This is a genomic window from Streptomyces sp. NPDC001634 (assembly GCF_040298185.1).
In the GTDB taxonomy this organism is placed as follows: Bacteria; Actinomycetota; Actinomycetes; order Streptomycetales; family Streptomycetaceae; genus Streptomyces.
Window position 1 is genome coordinate 1 of the sequence record NZ_JBEOZU010000079.1, and the last position, 16,240, is coordinate 16,240.

A 16,240-nucleotide genomic window follows, 5' to 3' on the forward strand; every position below is an offset into this window, starting at 1 on the left:
TCCCCCCCCTCTTCGCCCCCACCCCCCGCCCACCCCCCCTCGTCCCCCCACCTAACGCGCGCGGGGGGGGGCGCCCGCGCCCCCCCCGGGGGGGGCCCCCCCCCCGGCGCCCAGTGGTCCTGCGGCGGTCGTCGCATCCTGGCGGGCCACGGCCCCGCGGCAAGGTGAGTACGGCCCCACCGGCTGCGGCATTCCCTCACTGTCCGCGTTCACCGCGCGATTCGCTGGTGTGGGCGCAGCGACCCCCGGTGTTATTCAATGAGGTGTGCGGTCAGGGGTCTCGGGGCCCCGTCGCACGGGTCCGAGTACGGCACCGGCGCTGCGCCGGGGATTGCTGAGAGAGCCGCATGGACTCCACACCGTCTCCCTCGTCCTCTTCGTCGTTCGACCTGGTCAGCAGTGCCCTGGGGCGATACATCCCACGCGGCGGAGCGGCAACGGCCGCCGGTCCGGCCGATGCGCAGGGCGACCGCACCACCCGCCAACGCGTACCCGACAACCCGGCAGCCGGCGGTCAGGATCAGATTCTCGGCGCGGTCAACCTGGACAGGGATCTGAGAATCACCCGCTGCAATCTGGACGCCCCCGTATTCGCGGGTCTGGACGCCATGGTCGGGAGTCCCTTCGTCGATCTCCTGCCCCCCGGGGACGTACCGACGGTCACACGGCGGTTGCGGCAGGTCCTGGAGACCGGTGAGGCACACGTCGCCCGGATCCAGCGCCTGCGGCGCGGCGACGGGTCGGAGCTGGTGGTCTCGCTGAGCATCCTGCCCGCCGCGGTGCCTGAGGAAGGCCTGACCGTCTCCGTGATCGCCATGGCCAGGAGGCTGCACCTGTACGCCGCCGAGACCGCGATCGGTACCTCGCTGGACATCGGCGAGACCGCGCAGTCACTGGCGCAGTCCCTGCTGGCCTGGGGAGACGTGGCCGCCGTCGACCTGGACTTCGCCGTGTGGACGGGCGAGGGAGTCACCGGGCAGGGGCAGGGGCGCATCCGGCTTCGGCGGGCTGCCCTGGTGCCGGACCGGGCGTGGCCCGAGGGCTACGTGACTCCGGGTGACGATCTTCCCAGCGACGCGAGTCGCCTGCTGGCGCAGGCGGTACGGCGGGACGATGCCCCGCAGGCCATCGTCATACCCGACCGGGAGGGGGTCGAGCGGGTACTGGGCAGTCCGCGAGTGACGCGTGCCCTGGTGCCCGGTGACCGGTCGGCGGGTTTGGCGTGCATACCGCTGGTCTTGGACGGCGCGCCACCTGTCGTGCTGGGCGTGGCGGAGGTCTGGCGGCGGGCGGACTGCCCCTTCCGCGACAGCGAGCTGCTCGACCTGCAGGAACTGGTGGCCAGGACCGCCCATCACGTCGACCTGGCCCGTCAGCACCAGCGCGAGCACACGCAGGTGCTGGCGTTGCAGCGCCGGCTGCTGCCCCGGACCGGCGGCGACACCATCGAGATCGCCAGCGTCTACCAGCCCGCCACGCCCGACAGCGCGGGCGTCGGCGGCGACTGGGTGAACAGCTTTCCGCTGCCGGACGGCCGTACCGCGCTGGTGGTCGGTGACGTCGTCGGGCACGGCCTGGGAGCCGCGGCAACCATGGGCCAGCTGAGCATGGAGGCTCGCGCGCTGCTGTCCGCGGGGCTGGCGCCCGATGAGGTGCTGGAGCACCTGGACGAGACCGTGACGCTGCTGGACGACGCGGAGTCCGGGCTGGCGGCCGGCTACAGCGCCCTCGGGTCGACCTGCTGCATCGCCCTCTACGACCCGGTCAGCCACCATGTGGCGCTGTCCAGCGCCGGCCACCTCCCCCCGGTCCTGGTGTCCCCGGACGGGCAGGCGGGCCCGCTCGCGGTCCGCCCTCATCCCGGCCTGGGCGCCGAGTTCGCGCTGCGGGAGCCGTTCGGCGTGCACACGTTCGGCGCACCCCCGGGCTCCCTGCTCGCCCTCTACACCGACGGCCTGGTGGAGGATCCGGCCGTGTCGATCGACGAGGGCATCGGCAGGCTGGCGGACGCCGTGTCCAGGGTGCACCCCTGGGACGCCCTGCAGCAGGCCGCACGGCGCGTCGTCTCCGGGCTGGCGCCTGGGCGCCAGCGCGACGACGTAACCCTGCTGCTCGCACGCATGATCGGCTACCGCAAGGGGGACACCGCGACCTGGCGGCTGCCCGCCCGCGACGACGCGCCCGCCCGTGCCCGCGCGCAGGTCTCCGCGCTGTTGCGGCAATGGCGCACCAGGGACGACACCCTGGACAACGTGTCGCTGCTGATCAGCGAGCTGGTCACGAACGCGGTGCGCTTCGCCACCGGTCCCATCACGGTACGGCTGATCAGGGCCGGTCACGGCCTGCTGTGCGAGGTGGGCGACACCGGCAACGGCAGGCCACGTCTGAGCCGGGGCGGCCTCCTCGACGACGGCGGTCGTGGCCTGTACATCCTGCACAGGCTCACCACCCGGTGGGGCGTGCGGTGGACGGACACCGGCAAGGTGGTCTGGGCGGAAGTCGCGAGGTGACGCGGCTGGGGGGCGGGGGCGCGGCCGGCGTATGGGAGCGCGGCGAGGGTTCAGGCCTCGTGCGCGTCAGCCGACACCACCGACGGTACGCACGGCGCCCTCAGCGGTACCGGTGGCGTGACCGGTGATGCGGACGGCCCGTTTGCTGGTACGGGTGGCGCGCGCTCGCACTACAGCCACTCCCCCTCCAGGGCGGTGGCGGTGAGGCCCGGTGCCGCCGCGTACAGGACGGCGCGACTGCCTGGCTTCTGCCCGGCGTCGTGCGCCCGCCGCATGATGTCGAACACGGCGGCGCCTCCGCGGTTGCCGCTGGTGTAGCTGTCCCGGCTGTAGTCCAGCAGCCCCGACGGCCACGCGTCGGGCATCGTCTGCTCCATGTACTCCAGCACCCGGGTCCCGCCGGGGTGCGCCAGCAGCACGTCGGGGTGCCAGGAGTCGGGGTCGTCCTGGTAACGGACGCGCAGCCACTCCCACATCGCGGTGACCGTCTCCTGTACGGCGCGCGGCCCGCGCCGGTCCATCACGAAGTGGGTGCCGTCCGCCCTCGTCTCCAGGCGGTGCAGGTCGTGGGTGCCGGGCAGGGTGTGGTGCCAGGCGGAGTCCAGCCGCAGCACCGACTCGCGCCGCGGGCGGCCCGTGACCACCGCGGCGACCGCGGTGTCCGCAAACAGCAACCGGACGATCAGGGACTCGAGAGTGTCGTCAGCGGGCTGGTAGGTCGTGCTCAGCGCCTCCGCGATCACGACCAGGACCACCCGGTCGGGGTCCGCGGCCACGAGATCCGCCGCCAGCGCCAGGGAGCGGGTCCCCGCTATACAGGCCCACTGCGTGGCCGGCAGCAGCATCACGTCGTTGCGGAGCGGAAGCTTGTTGGCCAGGGCAATGTCCAGACCCGGCAGTGCCGGAGTGGTGGAGTGACTGGTGATCAGGCAGTCGATGTCTGCGGCGTCCAGCCCGGCGATCTGCAGGGCCCCGCGCGCCGCACGCTCCCCGTAGGACTGCACAGCCTCCCAGGCCGGCGCGGTGCGCTCCTGGACGGTCTGCGGCGCGGGTATCGCCTCAAGGGCGGCGATCACGCGGTCCACGTCCTGCTGGGTGAACCCATCGCGTGCCAACGCCTCTTGGGCCGACCCGATGCCGACAGCCCGCAGGCCGCCCCCGTTGCCGGGCGCGACGGCGGCCTCCAGCGGCAGCATCCACCCGCGTGTCTCGATGCCCGTGCTGGCCGCGATGCCGTCGATCCGCGGCGCCCACGCCGCGTGCGGATGCCGGTCGCGCACCTCCGCCACGATCTGGCTGGTCTCCACGGCGTGCTCGCCGTGTATCACGGCAGGAGGACAGAGGTAAGCGGCCATAATGGGGCACCTTTCCGGGGGAACAGGGAGGAATGTCACGAATGCTGTGTCGTGGGTCACTTTGGGCTTCGCGCCCAAGAGGTTGCCGATGAGCTCCACTTCGGGAGTCGGTATCCGTTTCGAGCATGGACGCTAAATGGACATTTCCGCTGTGATGCAGACAACTTAGGTGGCTATTGGGGTGCGTGACACGGCACACACCGCTGAAACAGGGGCTCGCGGAGCGGCTCCGGAAGCCTTACCTGACTTACCGTCAGCCTGGACGGCTACCTGGTCACTGCCGCCGGAGCCGGGCGGCACCCCTGGCGGCACGGGCCACTCGACCACAGACACTCTCCGATCAGGGAAGAGGTGCGCCGCGATCGGCAAGCTGTCCGACGCGACGGGCGACAGCGGATGGCCTCCCGCCGAGAGGTGTAGTCACTGGTCGAGCTGATTCGGTTTCGGCTGTGGTGGAAGCCGGCGGTCGTCCGCGGCGGGTTGCGTCGTGACGAGTTCGGCCATGGAGGCTTCGGAGAGGTAGCGGCGGTCGAAGACGTGCCATTCATCGTGGAGTTCGGCCAGGACGGCGGTGGCGAGCCGGTCGAGGGCGGCTGGATCGGGGAAGACCTGGACGATGTCGGCCCGGCGTTTGATCTCCCGGTTCAGCCGCTCCAGAAGATTGGTGGACCAGATCTTCTTCCAGTGGGCAGACGGGGAAGTCCGCGAACACGGTGATGTCGACTGCTGCGTCCAGGCGGCATCGCCTTGACCTGGTGGGGAACTGGCGTCCGAGCATGTCGGTGACCACGTCCAGCTGGCTGCGGACAGCCTCACCGGCGGTCTGCGCGAAGATCGTCCGGATGGTCGCCGCCACCATTTCTCCCGGAACCCTTTCGATCACGGAGAAGGCCTCTGTTGATGCGCTTCGATACACGCTCCGAATGCCCTCTGCGACCGGACCGGTTGTCGATCCGCAACGCCGTCCGCGAAACCCGCCTCCTCCTGCAGCAGGAAGGGCACCTCCCCGCTCAGGCCGCCACCCGCTACCGCACCGCCGCCGAGCTCCTCGCCGCAGCACCACCAGATAGCAACACGCCTTGATTCATTACAGCTTCAGTGGGTTCGGCAGCACTGCCACCAGGCGTGGGGCAAGACCGCGCCGACCAAGCCGGCATGGGTGTCGGAGACGAGCAGCTGGACCCCGGACAAGCCGCGGGCGATCAGCGGGCGCAGCAGGAACCCCGGCCAGCCGGCGCCGTCCTCAGCCGTAGCGACGTTCAAGCCCAGAATCTTGCGGTGTTCGTCGGTATTGACCTCGACCGCGATCGCGGCATGCACCTTGACCATCGCGCGGAGCAGATCGGGACTCGACGCGGTGAGGTTGTCCTCAGGGAGGGTTCATCCGTGCGGGCCGCATCCCGCCACCGGAACAACCCCCGGATCAAGTCGAACCCGTGCACCACTTCTCCGGGCGCAACCTGAAACACGACTTGGCCCACCGCGGTACACAACGCCTGCAAGCTCTCGATCGCCAGGTGCACACCCTTTCACAACCCCGCTGATCGCCCTGGTGTTCGACCAGGCGCCCCCGCCTGAGGCGTCTCCAACACGCCGACATCCGTACTACATCGGCCGCGAGATTCGTTGGGCGGCCCGCCTGAGCCGGGCCGGAGAGCCCTCACCCGCTGACCACTTGGCCGTCATGTACGGCATGCGGGCAGGTGGCCGCCCCTGGCAGCCGGCAAGTCTGAAGAACATCCTTCTGTCTGAGGCGGCTTTGGGCTACTTGATGCACCAGAGGAAGCCGGTGATCGACCGAGACGGAGATCCCGCCCGGCTCTGCGAGGGCTTGTGGGACCGCCCGACTCACTAGGCACCGGCGGCAGACGCCAGGCACCTCCGCCCTGCCCGCGCACATGGCGTTCTTCTCCGGGTTCCTGCCCAAGCTGCCGCAGCCCGTCCAACCGGCCCGGCTGTGGGAGTGCTGCTCCGCAGGTTCAGAGGCCGGCGCATCGCCGATCGCTCGTTGAGCTGACCTGTGCAACCGTTGCCCCGGCCGGACGGAGGCCGGGGCAGCGGTGTCTCGACTGCAGTCGCTCAAGCGCGCCTTCAGCCTGTCAGGGCGTGGGGGTGCCGATGCGGGCGGCGAGGATGGTGATGTCGTCCTCGGCTGGGGTTGGGGCGAGGTGGTCCATGAGGGTGTCGCACAGTTGGTCAAGGTCGCGGTGGGCGCCGGTGAGGAGGCGGGTCAGCTCATTGAGACGCTGGTCCAGGTCAGTTCCGCGGGCTTCGACGAGGCCGTCGGTGTACAGGACGAGGATGCTGCCGGGGGCGAGGGTGATCTCGGTGGTGTCGTAGGAGATGCCCCCGATGCCCAGGGGGGCGCCGGGTGGCAGATCGAGCAGGCGGGCGGTGCCGTCGGGTGTCACGAGGGCAGGTGGGGGGTGGCCTGCGCGGCCGAGGTGGCAGCGATGGGCCGCGGCGTCGCAGACGCTGTACAGGCAGGTGGCCAGCAGGGGGCTGTCGAGTTCCTGCAGCGCGGAGTCGAGGTGGTGCAGGAGCTGGTCGGGGGGCAGGTCGAGGTGAGTGAAGGCGCGCACGGTGGTGCGCATCTGTCCCATGATCGCGGCGGCTTGGATGCCGTGGCCCATGACGTCACCGATGACGATGGCGCCCTTGCCGGGGGCGAGCGTGGCGACGTCGTACCAGTCGCCTCCGACCTCGTGGACGTCGGAGGCGGGCCGGTAGCGGTGGGCTATCTCGATGCCTGCCGGGGGTTTCGGGCGGCCGGGAAGCATGCTGCGCTTCAGAGTGAGCGCGGTGTCGTGTTCGCGGTGGAACAGCCGGGCGTTGTCGATGCAGACGCCGGCGTGAGCGGCGAGATCACCGGCGAGCGCGAGGTCGGCGGCGTCAAAGGCCGGCCTGTCACCCGTGCGCAGGAAGGTGGCGACGCCGAGGACCAGGCCGCGGGCTGCGAGGGGGACCATGATCATCGAGTGCACGCCCAGGGCAAGGAGCCGTTTGGGAGTGGAGGTGTAGCGGGCGGCGGGAGCGATGACACGGGCGTCGATACGACGCAGGAGATAGGGCCGACGGTCAATGACGGCCTGCGTGTACGGGGCGGTGGCAGGGAAGTGGAGGGTCCGGCCGACGGGGGCGAGGATGTCGACGGCCGCGAGGCCGGAGGCGGGGGCCTTGCCGAGTCGGCGCAGGACTGCGCCGCTGGACAGGCTGCTCATCGGCTCGGCATCTTCGGTGACGTCGGCCAGGACGTCGACGGTGGCGATGTCGGCAAAGCGCGGCACGGCGATGTCGGCCAGTTCTTGCCCGGTAAGGGCCACATCGAGAGTGGTGCCGACCCGCAGCGTGGCCTCGTTGAGCAGCTCCAGGCGCTGGCGGCCGGTGGCGGCCTCCAGCTCGCTCTTCTGCTGCGCGGTGATGTCGATCATCGAGGCGCTGATCCCCAATGGCTTGCCGCCCGCGTCTTCGAGGCGGAAGTAGGAACAGGACCAGACGCGGTCATGGTCGGGGTCGGCCGGGGTGCGGCCTATGCGGCGGAAGTTCACCACGGGGTCGCCGGTGACCAGTACCCGGCGCATCGCCGCCTCCATCTGCTCGCTGTTCACCCCCGGCAGCACCTCGGACGGCCTTCGACCGACGTGCGCCGAACCAGGTAGCCCGTGCATGGCCTCCACGGTGCGATTGACGTGCTGGAACCGTAGCTCGGTGTCGAAGACCGCCAACCCCACCGGCGAGCTGGCGAACAGGCTGTCCAGCAGGCCACCCACCTCGCGGACCTGACGCGCGGCGCGAACGTCGGCGGCAAGGACCAGCACGTCCCACCCATCCCCGCTCTGCGCGGTGATGGGGCACGCCCATACCTCCACCTCGACAATCGAGCCGTTCTTGTGCCGCACCGGGATGTGCCCGGTCACACTGCGTCCGGAAGCGACCGCCTCCTGGACGGCGCGGGCCTCTCGCCGGCTGTCCGGGAGAACGAGGTCGGTACCGTCGCGGCCGATGACCTCATCCGCGGTGTAACCGAACAGCTCAGGGGCGGCCTTCGCCCACTGCGTGATCCGTCCGGCGCCGTCGAAGACGATCAAAGCGACGGGCAGCAGGTTCCACCAGGCCACGGCCTGCCCGACCGCAGCCATCGGCTTCCCTGCCTGCATGGGATCCGGCATCGCGAGTACTCCATGGTGCTGCTGCTTTCATTATGAACCGGCACTTGCAGCATGAACCGGCATGTGCAGCGGTAACACACGTGTCCGGAGCGGTCGCCGACCGTGCCACATCGCGGTCTGGACGGCGATCTCGGCGAGCCGGTCAGCACGGAGGACAAGCCGGTTCTGCAGCCAGGTCTCCAGCCGCTCGGTAACCGATCCGACGCAGGGCCATCGGGGTCCGGTACCCGGTCAGCAAGGTGAGTGGGCCTGCGCGCCTACCTCCTCACGGCGCCGAAAGCGCTCGGCTCGTGGACGGCAAACCGGCGGCCCCTTTGGCAGAGGCGGCCCGGCTGGGCCCGGTGATCGGCTTCCTCACCACTGTCCTGGTCCTGTCCCAGCTCTGCGCCGACGAGGGCCTTTCCACGCCTGCGAGGCCTGGATGGCGCGCAGAGCGGCCGACCGGCCCCGCAGTCTGCTGATCCTCGTCCTCGCGATGGCCTCGCTGATCACCGCGGCACTCAGCCTGGGCGCCACGCTGGTTCCGTGGACTGGAATCGATATCGAGGTGCGCGCGTGTGCCGACGGCAGCACGGTGTTCGCCACAGGGTCACCCGAGGGCGACATCAGTCCGTACAAGTGACGGTTTCGCACTGACGAAGCGCTGCGGCGCGTCTACGCAATGCCGTGCTCCAGCGCTTGCCTGCTGGTGCGATCGACCGTCGCTGACCGATCAACCTGGTCAGAGGCCGTTCACCTACACGGTGGGTGTGGGATTTGAACCCACGGTGGCTCGCGCCACGACGGTTTTCAAGATCGTTCAGGCATTGGCTCGCCCAGCACGGTTCCGCCAACTTTCGACGAAGAGCGGCACCGACAGCAGGAGCAGGGCGCCTTCGACGGCCAGGCTGACCAGCCCGAGCGGTTCGGTCCACTTGCCGACGTCGTCGCTGTAGTCGGGCAGTCCCGGCCCCCTGGAGAGGACGTAGCCCAGCAAGGGGCCGGCGGCGACCCCGGCTGCCAACAGCCATCCCGGTCGGACGAGACCGATGAGGAGCAGCACCGGGGTGACCACGGCCGCGATCTCCAGGACGTGGTAGGCAACGCCGATGTAGTAGGGGTCCCTCGTTGCCGTGATACCGCCTTGGTCGACGACATGGATGGCAGCCACGGCCAGGGACAGCAGAGCGCCCGCCCACCTGGCCACCCAGGTAGACCCCGCCCCCGCCGCGGTGTGGTGTGACATGCGGAGGCACCTCTTTCTTCCTTGAGCAGCGCGGCTGCGGCGCCGCGATCCCATCCACCCGGTTGGCTCCCGAACAGACGGCGCCCCCCTGTGTCAGGTCCCAGCCTCAGCGGACGGCTGCCTGCCGTCGCTCCCAACGGTGCAGAGGAGTGACGCGGAAGAGGTACGGCCGCGGGCGGCGCTCCTCCAACAGCGGCCCGGGTGCCTACGGCGTCGGGACTCCGGGGATTGGTTGGCAAAGCACCGCTGCCGCGCAAGGCGGGGGGACCACCTCGTCAAGGCCGACGCCGAGATCTTCGGCTTGTGCGCCGACCCCGACGCCTCCGGTGACGGCTGCGGCACCAGCAAGGTCACCGATGAAGCCCCGGAAGCAGCCGTCTGACCAGCGGCCACGGAAGCGAGAGGGTGGATTTTCGAATCAGTTTCCGTCTCATTCAGCAGCGGTCATCGGCGTTCTGCTGAGACCCGACAACCAGCTGCGTTGAAGGCCCGGACGGGAAATGGAGATCGGTGAACGCCCCTGTACACCGTCCAAGACGCCGCCGTCACAGGTGGAAAGCGTGCGCCTGACCCAGTGTGCTGCGGTGGTTGCAGTGCGCGGCGATGAGTTTCGATGCAGAGGGGAGTCTTCTTGGGCGGATGCGCTTGACACGGGTGGCAGTGTGGCGCCGCCCGGTTCCGCGAATCGCGGGGCGCGTACTCGGCCAAGCGCAATAACGAGCAAGGAGACCTCCGGCGTGAGCGACGTAGTAGTCCACAAGATCGTTCGACCTGAGCGCACGGTTTCGGGCTCATGGCTGGAGGTGATCGCCTCGAACCTCGACCACCACCGGGCAACCTTCTTGTGGAAGTGCGAGGGCCTCTCGGACGCACAACTGCGGCAACGGCCTGTGCGATCCTCGGGGTTGACCCTGCTGGGGCTCATGCGCCATCTGCAGGGGGTCGAGCGTCACTGGTTCCAGCGGACGCTGGCGGGCACACCCCCTCGATTCTTCCCTTACAGGACCTACGTCACCGCTGCCGGCGACGAGTGGTACGACGAGTCGGACCCTACGCCGGCCAGGGATGTCTACGAGGACTACGTGAAGGCGTGCGAGGAGTCGCGGCAGGTGTTCGCGCGGGTGACCGACGACACTGCGCGCATTGTGTCGAGCTCGGAGTTCGGTGACACCGATGTGCGGTTCGTTCTTGAGCACGTGATCGAGGAGTACGCCCGCCACATCGGGCACGCGGATCTTCTCCGCGAAGCCATCGACGGCGCCACGGGCGAGTAGCCCGCCCGCCCTGTCGGAGGTATCTCCGAGTCCGCAGCGCGGCTCCTGCGACCGCCTCTGGCCACATGTCGAGGTCACATCACTGTGGCCAGGCCGTTGTGGTCGGCTAGCCGGGTCACGACTACCCGACCACAGCCGTCGGCAGCTGCGGCTGACCGTCAGCCCTACAGGCGGGCTGTGATGTTGCGGTACAGCAGCGGAGTACAGCAACCACCACGACCGCAGCCGACCACCAATGGCGTCCGGTCACCCCAGGACCAACGCCGATCATGGAGCGGCTTGGGGGCGTGTGGTTCGACCGGATCGTCGCCGCTCGGGCTCGCCGTGTAGCCACCGAATCGTCCGACTGCCCACGGTCGGCGGCTCGGACGGGAATGTGGTCCGGGGCGTCCGCACCGACGCGATCCGCCATCATCTGCTGGAAGTGAGGGCACTGGGTGAAGTCCTCGTGGTCGCAGCCGAGGGCGCATTCGATGAGTTCGAGGGACGCCTGGGCCGCCGCGACGCGGGAACGAAGTGCCTCGGCCTCATCGCGCAGGATGTCGCGCCGCTTCGCCGGAACGGTCGTAGCGGCCAGGGATCGGATGGTGTCGAGGGAGAGCCCGGCTTCCTTGGCACGGAGGATTACGGCGACGCGGGTGAGGTCGGCAGCGCGGTAGCGGCGTCGGCCGGCGCCGTCGCGCGCGGGGGTGAGGAGCCCCATCGCCTCCCAGTGGCGCAGGACATGTGTCGCCAGGCCGAAGCGTTCCGCGAGGGTGCCGATGTTCATGGGGCTGTCCTCGCCGCGGCCCGACGTGCTGTGCTCGCTTGACTTCATGCCGACATTAAGTCGCAGCGTGGCGCTCGTGACCAAGGAAGCAGAACAGACGCGCCACACGACGGACGACCTCATCGCGCTGCTCGATGCCGTCGACCGGCTTCCGGGAGCCGTGGAACTCCGGGAACTCACCTACGACTTGCTCGCCGCCGGGCCCGGAATGACCGTGCTCGATGTGGGGTGCGGCGCGGGACGGGCCGTGGCGGAGCTTGCCGAGCGGGACGTGAAGGCCGCCGGCCTGTACCCGGACGAGCGGATGATGGCCGTCGCCCGTGGCCGATGGCCCGAGGCGGACTTCCGGATGGCGGGTGCGTACGAACTCCCGCTGCCGGACGCCTCGGCTGACGGCTACCGAGCCGACAAGGTGTTCCATGAACTGGCCGAGCCGGGACGGGCGTTGGCCGAGGCTCGCAGGGTCCTCGTGCCCGGCGGGCGCGCCGTTCTCGTCGGGCAGGACTGGGACACGTTCGTCATCGACTCCGGGGATCCCGACCTCACGCGTACCATCGTGCGCGTCCGCGCCGATCTGACCGCCAGCCCGCGCGCCGCCCGCCAGTACCGCAACCTGCTGCTGGATGCCGGCTTCGACGAGGTGTCGGTCGAGGTGCGTACCGGAGTCTTCACAGGGCCGACGATGCTGCCGATGCTCGTCGGACTGGCCGAAGGTGCCTGCTCCAGCGGCGCTGTCACCCGAGCACAGGCGAACGGCTGGATCGCCGAGCAGCGAGCACGGGCCGAGGCGGACCGGCTTTTTCTGTCACTGCCGATGTTCGTGGCCGCGGGGACAGCTCCACGGTGAGACGGCGACGGCCTGACCAGGCATGCGCCGCCACCCCCGCCTACGGGGCTGAATCGCGGTTCGTCCGCACTGCCGCGTCCGCCACCCTGCCGTGGCGGCTTTATCACGACAGGATGTCCCTATCAGGTCGAGGTGTATCGAGGGCGTCGTCACATACACTGAGCTGGTGCCGAAGCTGTGGAACGAGACGATCGAGGAGCACCGCCGCGCAGTGCGGGACGCGGTGCTGGAGACCACGGCCTCCCTCGTCGCCGAGCAGGGGCTGCGGGCCGTGACGATGTCGCGGATCGCCGAACAGAGCGGCATCGGTCGGGCCACGCTGTACAAGTACTTTCCGGACGTCGAGTCCATCATGACCGCCTGGCACGAACGCCAGATCTCCGGTCACCTCAGCCAGCTCGCCGAACTGCGTGACCGCCCCGGAACCCCTGGCGAACGACTGGCCGCGGTGCTGGAGGCCTACGCGTTCATCCAGCAACAGCGAAACGGCCATGGGGGAGAGCTGTCGGCGCTCCTGCACCGCGGGGACCATGTGGCCCACGCGGAGCAGCATCTTCGCCATTTCATCCGGGGCTTGCTGGCCGAGGCGGTGGAGGTGGGCGAGGTTCGCGACGACGTCGCGCCGGACGAGCTGGCCGACTACTGCATCCATGCCCTGGCCGCGGCCGGCAGCCTGACCTCGAAGGCCGCGGTCAAGCGACTGGTGGCGGTGACGTTGACCGGGCTGCGTTCGCAGGACTGATCCGTCCCACGCTCCGCACAGAGACTCGGACCAGTCTGATCGACCCGAGTCTCTTTCGTTGTGCGGCGTGCCTGCGAGCTGTCGTGGGCTGCTACGCGGGGAGCAGGGTCCGGACGGCCTGCAGAACGGTCGGGTCTTCGAGCAGATTCCGCAGTTTGGGTCGACGGCATGTGGATCAAGAACTGGTGACGCGCCGCGGCGAGGGCGGCGCGTCACGGCTCTCTTCGTCGTCCGCGATCAGCAGGGGCAACAGCCGCCGGCGCTCAGGAGGACTTACCGCCGGTGCATGCCGCTCCCGGTTCGGGGGTCTGCGGGCCCTGGACGTACTTGCCGAGGAACTCGGCCACCCGGGGATCCGATGCCTTCGTCACGTTCAGCTGATGGCCCCAGGCGTTCAGCGTGATCGGCGAGGACTGGCCGGGGTAGGGGCTCATCAGCGTGTACGGGGTCTTGGCGACCTTGGCGGCGAGCGCCTTGACGTCGGCGTCGGCGGCCTTGTTGTTGTAGGTGACCCAGACTGCTCCGTGCTCCAGGGAATGCACGGCGTTCTCGTTCTGGACCGGCTGGGTGTAGACGTTGCCGTTGCAGTCCTGCCAGACGGGCGCGTGATTGCCGCCCACGGGCGGGGTCATGGGGTAGGCGACCTTCGTGGTGACGTGGTTGCGGCTCAGATTCGACCACGTCTTCTCGCCGGAGATCGGGACGGCCTTGGCCTGTTCCTTCTGGTTGGCGCGGTCGACGAGGTACCAGCCGCCGCCCACGAGCCCGGCGAGGATCGCGGTGGACGCGACGATGGTGATGATCCGGTTGCGGCGCTCGCGCGCCCGTTCGGCGCGGCGCTGTTCTTCTATTCGAGCGCGGCGGGCCTCGGCCTTGTAACTGCTGCTGTTCTTGCCCTTGCCTGCGTTCGAGTTCTTGGAGCTGGCGGAAGCCATTGTGAAGTCCCTTGTCTGCAGCGGAAATTGACTGATGCCGGTGAATCGGGAGCGGGCATCCGGTCTAGGTCCGCAGCACCTGTAGGACGTGAAGGTCGGGCGCACGCGGCGACATCGCGTACGTGGTGAAGGTCGTGGAGGGGGAGGCGGGCCGTGCGTCCAGTCGGACGGGCGGGCTGAAGGGCTGTGGATGCGGGCCGGGGCCGGTGGTCGGTGTGACAGCTGTCGACGCCCCGCCGCACTGATCGTGGCCGGGGGACAGGCACGCGTGGTCGCGTGCGTGACCGCCGGGTGTCTCGTAGGTGATCGAGGAGACGGCTACGGTCCGTGGCTGCATGGCGTACCCGTGGGTGCACAGGCAGGCCGCGCCGAGCATTGTGGCCAGGGCCACCAGCAGGCCCAGCACCACGGCTCCGGTCCGCCGCCGCACGCTCATCGTCACTCACCCACCTCCAGCTCAGGGTAGGTGAAAGGCCGGTGGATGAAGTGGTTGGGGGCCGCCAGTGTTGTCTGCACGAGCCAAGAGGTCCGGGTGGTCTGGGCGGAGTGGATCAGTGTGCGCCGGTTGGCGCGGCCGCCAGACGCTTGGTAGGCGCCCGCTGTAGGGATCCAGGCCGAGTCCGTGGACATGGTTCAGCGCCGTGCCGTACGAACCGGGGGAGCCGTGCCGCCATCGCTGCTCGTGCAGGTGGCGAGGCCGAGGGCGGTTACCGCAGCTGCGGCGTGGCGCTTCTCCATGGGTCCCTGGGAAGGGGGGCACACGGGCGGGGGGAGGAAGATCACTGGGTGCTGGCAGAGCCGCATGGTGGTCGGCTTCTTCCTGCCGGGCGACACCTTGCTGGTCCCGGCCGGGCTGCTGGTGGCAGTGGAACAGGGACAGTCCCGGCCGGTCGGCGGTGAAGTCGAAGTCGAGGGTCTGGTAGCCGCCGAGCATGACGACGTCCTTGCGCAGGCCGTGGGTGGCGGCGCCGGCGATATGGGTGACCTCAAGGTATGGCGGTGCAGGTGGACGGGGTGGATGTCGTCGGAGGCGTTGCGCAGCCGCATCCGGTACCGCTTACCGCGCTCGACGTCCAGCACCGGCTTGTCGGTGTCCACGGAGAACGTGACACCGTTGAGGGGCCGGATGTCGAATCCCTTGTCGGCTGCGTTGCGTCTCTCCACCAGCAGGTCGATCGTGTGGTCGGGCCGCTGGGTGGCGGAGCCGCACCCACACGCCCCGGTGGTTCATTTCCACCAGGGGCGAGACGCGTTCGGCGGTGCCGATCCACACCACCGGCAGGTTGGCCTGGCGGGGTACCGGGTTGCCGTCGAGCGCGACCACTTGGAAGGTGTGGCCGGGCAGGGCGAGGCTGCGGATTTCGGTGGCGCCGGCGTTGAGGACGTGGAACAGCACACGCTGTCCGGTCTTGACCTTGATCGGCCGGCCGTGGCCCAGTGTGCGGCCGTTGACGCTGAAGGCGCGGTAGCCGACTTCGGAGCCGCGGGGCATGCCGCGGCCAGCGAGTCGGCCATCGCCTTCTCGCCCCGACTCGGGAGTCGCAGCCGGCGACCACACCGGCACCCGCTCCGGCCGGCACGGGACACGCCACCAAGCTTGAGGGCATCGCGACGAGAGCCGGGCACGGCCTTGCTCCCTTCCCCGCTTGCCGGGACCCGACTGATTCGGACCGGCGGCGCGAGCACTTTGAGTGTCCATATGGATACACAAGGCAAATATCGTAACTCGATACCGTATCGGCATGCCGCGACGGCGTCATGGCGCAGATCGCCGGTTCCGTCCGGTGCCGAGAGCGCCGTGCGCGCGATCGGCGCCGCGGGAAGGGGGATTTGTCCAGCCGGGGCACCGGCAGGAGCCTTCCGGCCTGCCCGTGTCCGACCCGTAGACTCGAAGGCCGATATCGGTTTCGTCACTGCCGGGTGGGGTGTGGGGTGGACGGTGCGTGAATTCCAGCGCGGTGCGGTGCGGCTGCACATCCTGCACCACGCCGCAAAAGGGGAGATCCACGGCGCGTGGATGACGGAGGAACTTGCCCACCACGGCTACCAGATCAGTCCCGGCACGCTGTATCCGACGCTGCACCGGCTGGAGGCCGACGGGCTGCTGGTCTCCGAACAGCGCGTCGTCGACGGCCGTGCCCGGCGCGTCTACACGGCCACGAAGGCGGGGAAGAAGGCACTGGCCGAGGACCGCAGAGCCTTGGCGGAGCTGGCCCGCGAAGTCCTGGGTGAGGGGGCCTGGTAGAGCCGCAAGAGGGCGGGGTTGCAGTGCACGGCCTCGGTGTCACTGCGGCCCGGGGGCTTGTTGTGGTGTCGTCGTCCCTGGGGTGCGGATGGCCGCCTCCAGCAGGCCGCCTGCGACGAATACCCCCAGCCTCGGCCGCGCAGACGCCGTGGCACCACCCGCGAGAGCT

At 69.5% G+C, this 16,240-nt stretch carries 12 protein-coding genes and 6 pseudogenes; 7 read left to right on the forward strand and 11 right to left on the reverse strand.

Going from position 1 to position 16,240, the window contains the following annotated elements; genetic code table 11:
* The first annotated feature begins 347 nt into the window (after window positions 1–347).
* Window positions 348–2,510 (forward strand): ATP-binding SpoIIE family protein phosphatase, encoded by a 2,163-nt coding sequence (locus ABT186_RS36645; protein ID WP_351928794.1) that lies wholly within the window; start codon window positions 348–350, stop codon window positions 2,508–2,510.
* A 170-nt stretch (window positions 2,511–2,680) separates the two neighbouring features.
* Here ABT186_RS36645 and ABT186_RS36650 read toward each other — a convergent pair whose 3' ends face one another.
* The 4 genes and pseudogenes from ABT186_RS36650 to ABT186_RS36665 all read right to left on the reverse strand — a co-directional run bounded on the left by ABT186_RS36650 (window position 2,681) and on the right by ABT186_RS36665 (window position 8,034).
* Window positions 2,681–3,865 carry a beta-ketoacyl-[acyl-carrier-protein] synthase family protein gene (locus tag ABT186_RS36650; RefSeq protein WP_351232160.1) on the reverse strand — a complete coding sequence of 395 codons (1,185 nt, stop codon included), beginning with the start codon at window positions 3,863–3,865 and terminating at the stop codon, window positions 2,681–2,683.
* A 420-nt stretch (window positions 3,866–4,285) separates the two neighbouring features.
* Window positions 4,286–4,751, reverse strand: a pseudogene (locus ABT186_RS48135) (transposase); the annotation flags it as partial.
* 212 nt (window positions 4,752–4,963) lie between these two features.
* A pseudogene (locus tag ABT186_RS36660) lies at window positions 4,964–5,194 on the reverse strand (transposase); the annotation flags it as partial.
* A 770-nt stretch (window positions 5,195–5,964) separates the two neighbouring features.
* Window positions 5,965–8,034 carry a SpoIIE family protein phosphatase gene (locus tag ABT186_RS36665; RefSeq protein WP_351928796.1) on the reverse strand — a complete coding sequence of 690 codons (2,070 nt, stop codon included), beginning with the start codon at window positions 8,032–8,034 and terminating at the stop codon, window positions 5,965–5,967.
* 317 nt (window positions 8,035–8,351) lie between these two features.
* Here ABT186_RS36665 and ABT186_RS36670 point away from each other — a divergent pair.
* Window positions 8,352–8,635: pseudogene (locus tag ABT186_RS36670) on the forward strand (hypothetical protein); the annotation flags it as partial.
* Window positions 8,636–8,833: 198 nt separating this feature from the next.
* Here the strand turns inward: ABT186_RS36670 and ABT186_RS36675 are convergent.
* Complete coding sequence (locus ABT186_RS36675) at window positions 8,834–9,259, reverse strand: hypothetical protein (RefSeq protein WP_351232156.1); 426 nt, start codon at window positions 9,257–9,259, stop codon at window positions 8,834–8,836.
* A gap of 232 nt (window positions 9,260–9,491) precedes the next feature.
* Between ABT186_RS36675 and ABT186_RS36680 the strand changes: the two genes are divergently transcribed.
* Together ABT186_RS36680 and ABT186_RS36685 are read left to right on the forward strand one after the other, a co-directional pair.
* Window positions 9,492–9,641 (forward strand): hypothetical protein, encoded by a 150-nt coding sequence (locus ABT186_RS36680; RefSeq protein ID WP_351928798.1) that lies wholly within the window; start codon window positions 9,492–9,494, stop codon window positions 9,639–9,641.
* 355 nt (window positions 9,642–9,996) lie between these two features.
* The gene (locus ABT186_RS36685) at window positions 9,997–10,533 is read left to right on the forward strand and encodes a DinB family protein (RefSeq protein WP_351232152.1); all 537 of its coding nucleotides are present in this window, start codon (window positions 9,997–9,999) and stop codon (window positions 10,531–10,533) included.
* Window positions 10,534–10,903: 370 nt separating this feature from the next.
* On the opposite strand, the pseudogene ABT186_RS36690 reads toward ABT186_RS36685, so the two are convergent.
* Window positions 10,904–11,350: pseudogene (locus ABT186_RS36690) on the reverse strand (MerR family transcriptional regulator); the annotation flags it as partial.
* 28 nt (window positions 11,351–11,378) lie between these two features.
* On the opposite strand from ABT186_RS36690, the gene ABT186_RS36695 reads away from it, so the two are divergent.
* Together ABT186_RS36695 and ABT186_RS36700 are read left to right on the forward strand one after the other, a co-directional pair.
* Window positions 11,379–12,149 carry a methyltransferase domain-containing protein gene (locus tag ABT186_RS36695; protein WP_351928800.1) on the forward strand — a complete coding sequence of 257 codons (771 nt, stop codon included), beginning with the start codon at window positions 11,379–11,381 and terminating at the stop codon, window positions 12,147–12,149.
* A 166-nt stretch (window positions 12,150–12,315) separates the two neighbouring features.
* Window positions 12,316–12,891 carry a TetR/AcrR family transcriptional regulator gene (locus tag ABT186_RS36700; protein ID WP_351928802.1) on the forward strand — a complete coding sequence of 192 codons (576 nt, stop codon included), beginning with the start codon at window positions 12,316–12,318 and terminating at the stop codon, window positions 12,889–12,891.
* Between the two features lie 263 nt (window positions 12,892–13,154).
* Here ABT186_RS36700 and ABT186_RS36705 read toward each other — a convergent pair whose 3' ends face one another.
* The 5 genes and pseudogenes from ABT186_RS36705 to ABT186_RS36725 all read right to left on the reverse strand — a co-directional run.
* Window positions 13,155–13,826 carry a thioredoxin-like domain-containing protein gene (locus ABT186_RS36705; protein WP_351928804.1) on the reverse strand — a complete coding sequence of 224 codons (672 nt, stop codon included), beginning with the start codon at window positions 13,824–13,826 and terminating at the stop codon, window positions 13,155–13,157.
* 64 nt (window positions 13,827–13,890) lie between these two features.
* Entirely contained in the window at window positions 13,891–14,268 is a 378-nt protein-coding gene (locus ABT186_RS36710; protein ID WP_351928806.1) for a hypothetical protein, read from the reverse strand.
* Between the two features lie 15 nt (window positions 14,269–14,283).
* The gene (locus ABT186_RS36715) at window positions 14,284–14,802 is read right to left on the reverse strand and encodes a multicopper oxidase domain-containing protein (RefSeq protein WP_351928824.1); all 519 of its coding nucleotides are present in this window, start codon (window positions 14,800–14,802) and stop codon (window positions 14,284–14,286) included.
* Between the two features lie 23 nt (window positions 14,803–14,825).
* A pseudogene (locus ABT186_RS36720) lies at window positions 14,826–14,990 on the reverse strand (multicopper oxidase domain-containing protein); the annotation flags it as partial.
* Window positions 14,991–15,048: 58 nt separating this feature from the next.
* Window positions 15,049–15,570 (reverse strand): annotated as a pseudogene (locus tag ABT186_RS36725) (hypothetical protein); the annotation flags it as partial.
* A 195-nt stretch (window positions 15,571–15,765) separates the two neighbouring features.
* On the opposite strand from ABT186_RS36725, the gene ABT186_RS36730 reads away from it, so the two are divergent.
* Entirely contained in the window at window positions 15,766–16,071 is a 306-nt protein-coding gene (locus ABT186_RS36730; protein WP_351232141.1) for an Rv3488 family transcriptional regulator, read from the forward strand.
* Window positions 16,072–16,240: the final 169 nt, after the last annotated feature.

Coding starts and splice junctions, on each gene's coding strand:
- ABT186_RS36645 (WP_351928794.1), top strand. CDS start 348: ATGGACTCCACACCGTCTCCCTCGTCCTCTTCGTCGTTCGACCTGGTC.
- ABT186_RS36705 (WP_351928804.1), bottom strand. CDS start 13,826: ATGGCTTCCGCCAGCTCCAAGAACTCGAACGCAGGCAAGGGCAAGAAC.
- ABT186_RS36675 (WP_351232156.1), bottom strand. CDS start 9,259: ATGTCACACCACACCGCGGCGGGGGCGGGGTCTACCTGGGTGGCCAGG.
- ABT186_RS36650 (WP_351232160.1), bottom strand. CDS start 3,865: ATGGCCGCTTACCTCTGTCCTCCTGCCGTGATACACGGCGAGCACGCC.
- ABT186_RS36665 (WP_351928796.1), bottom strand. CDS start 8,034: ATGCCGGATCCCATGCAGGCAGGGAAGCCGATGGCTGCGGTCGGGCAG.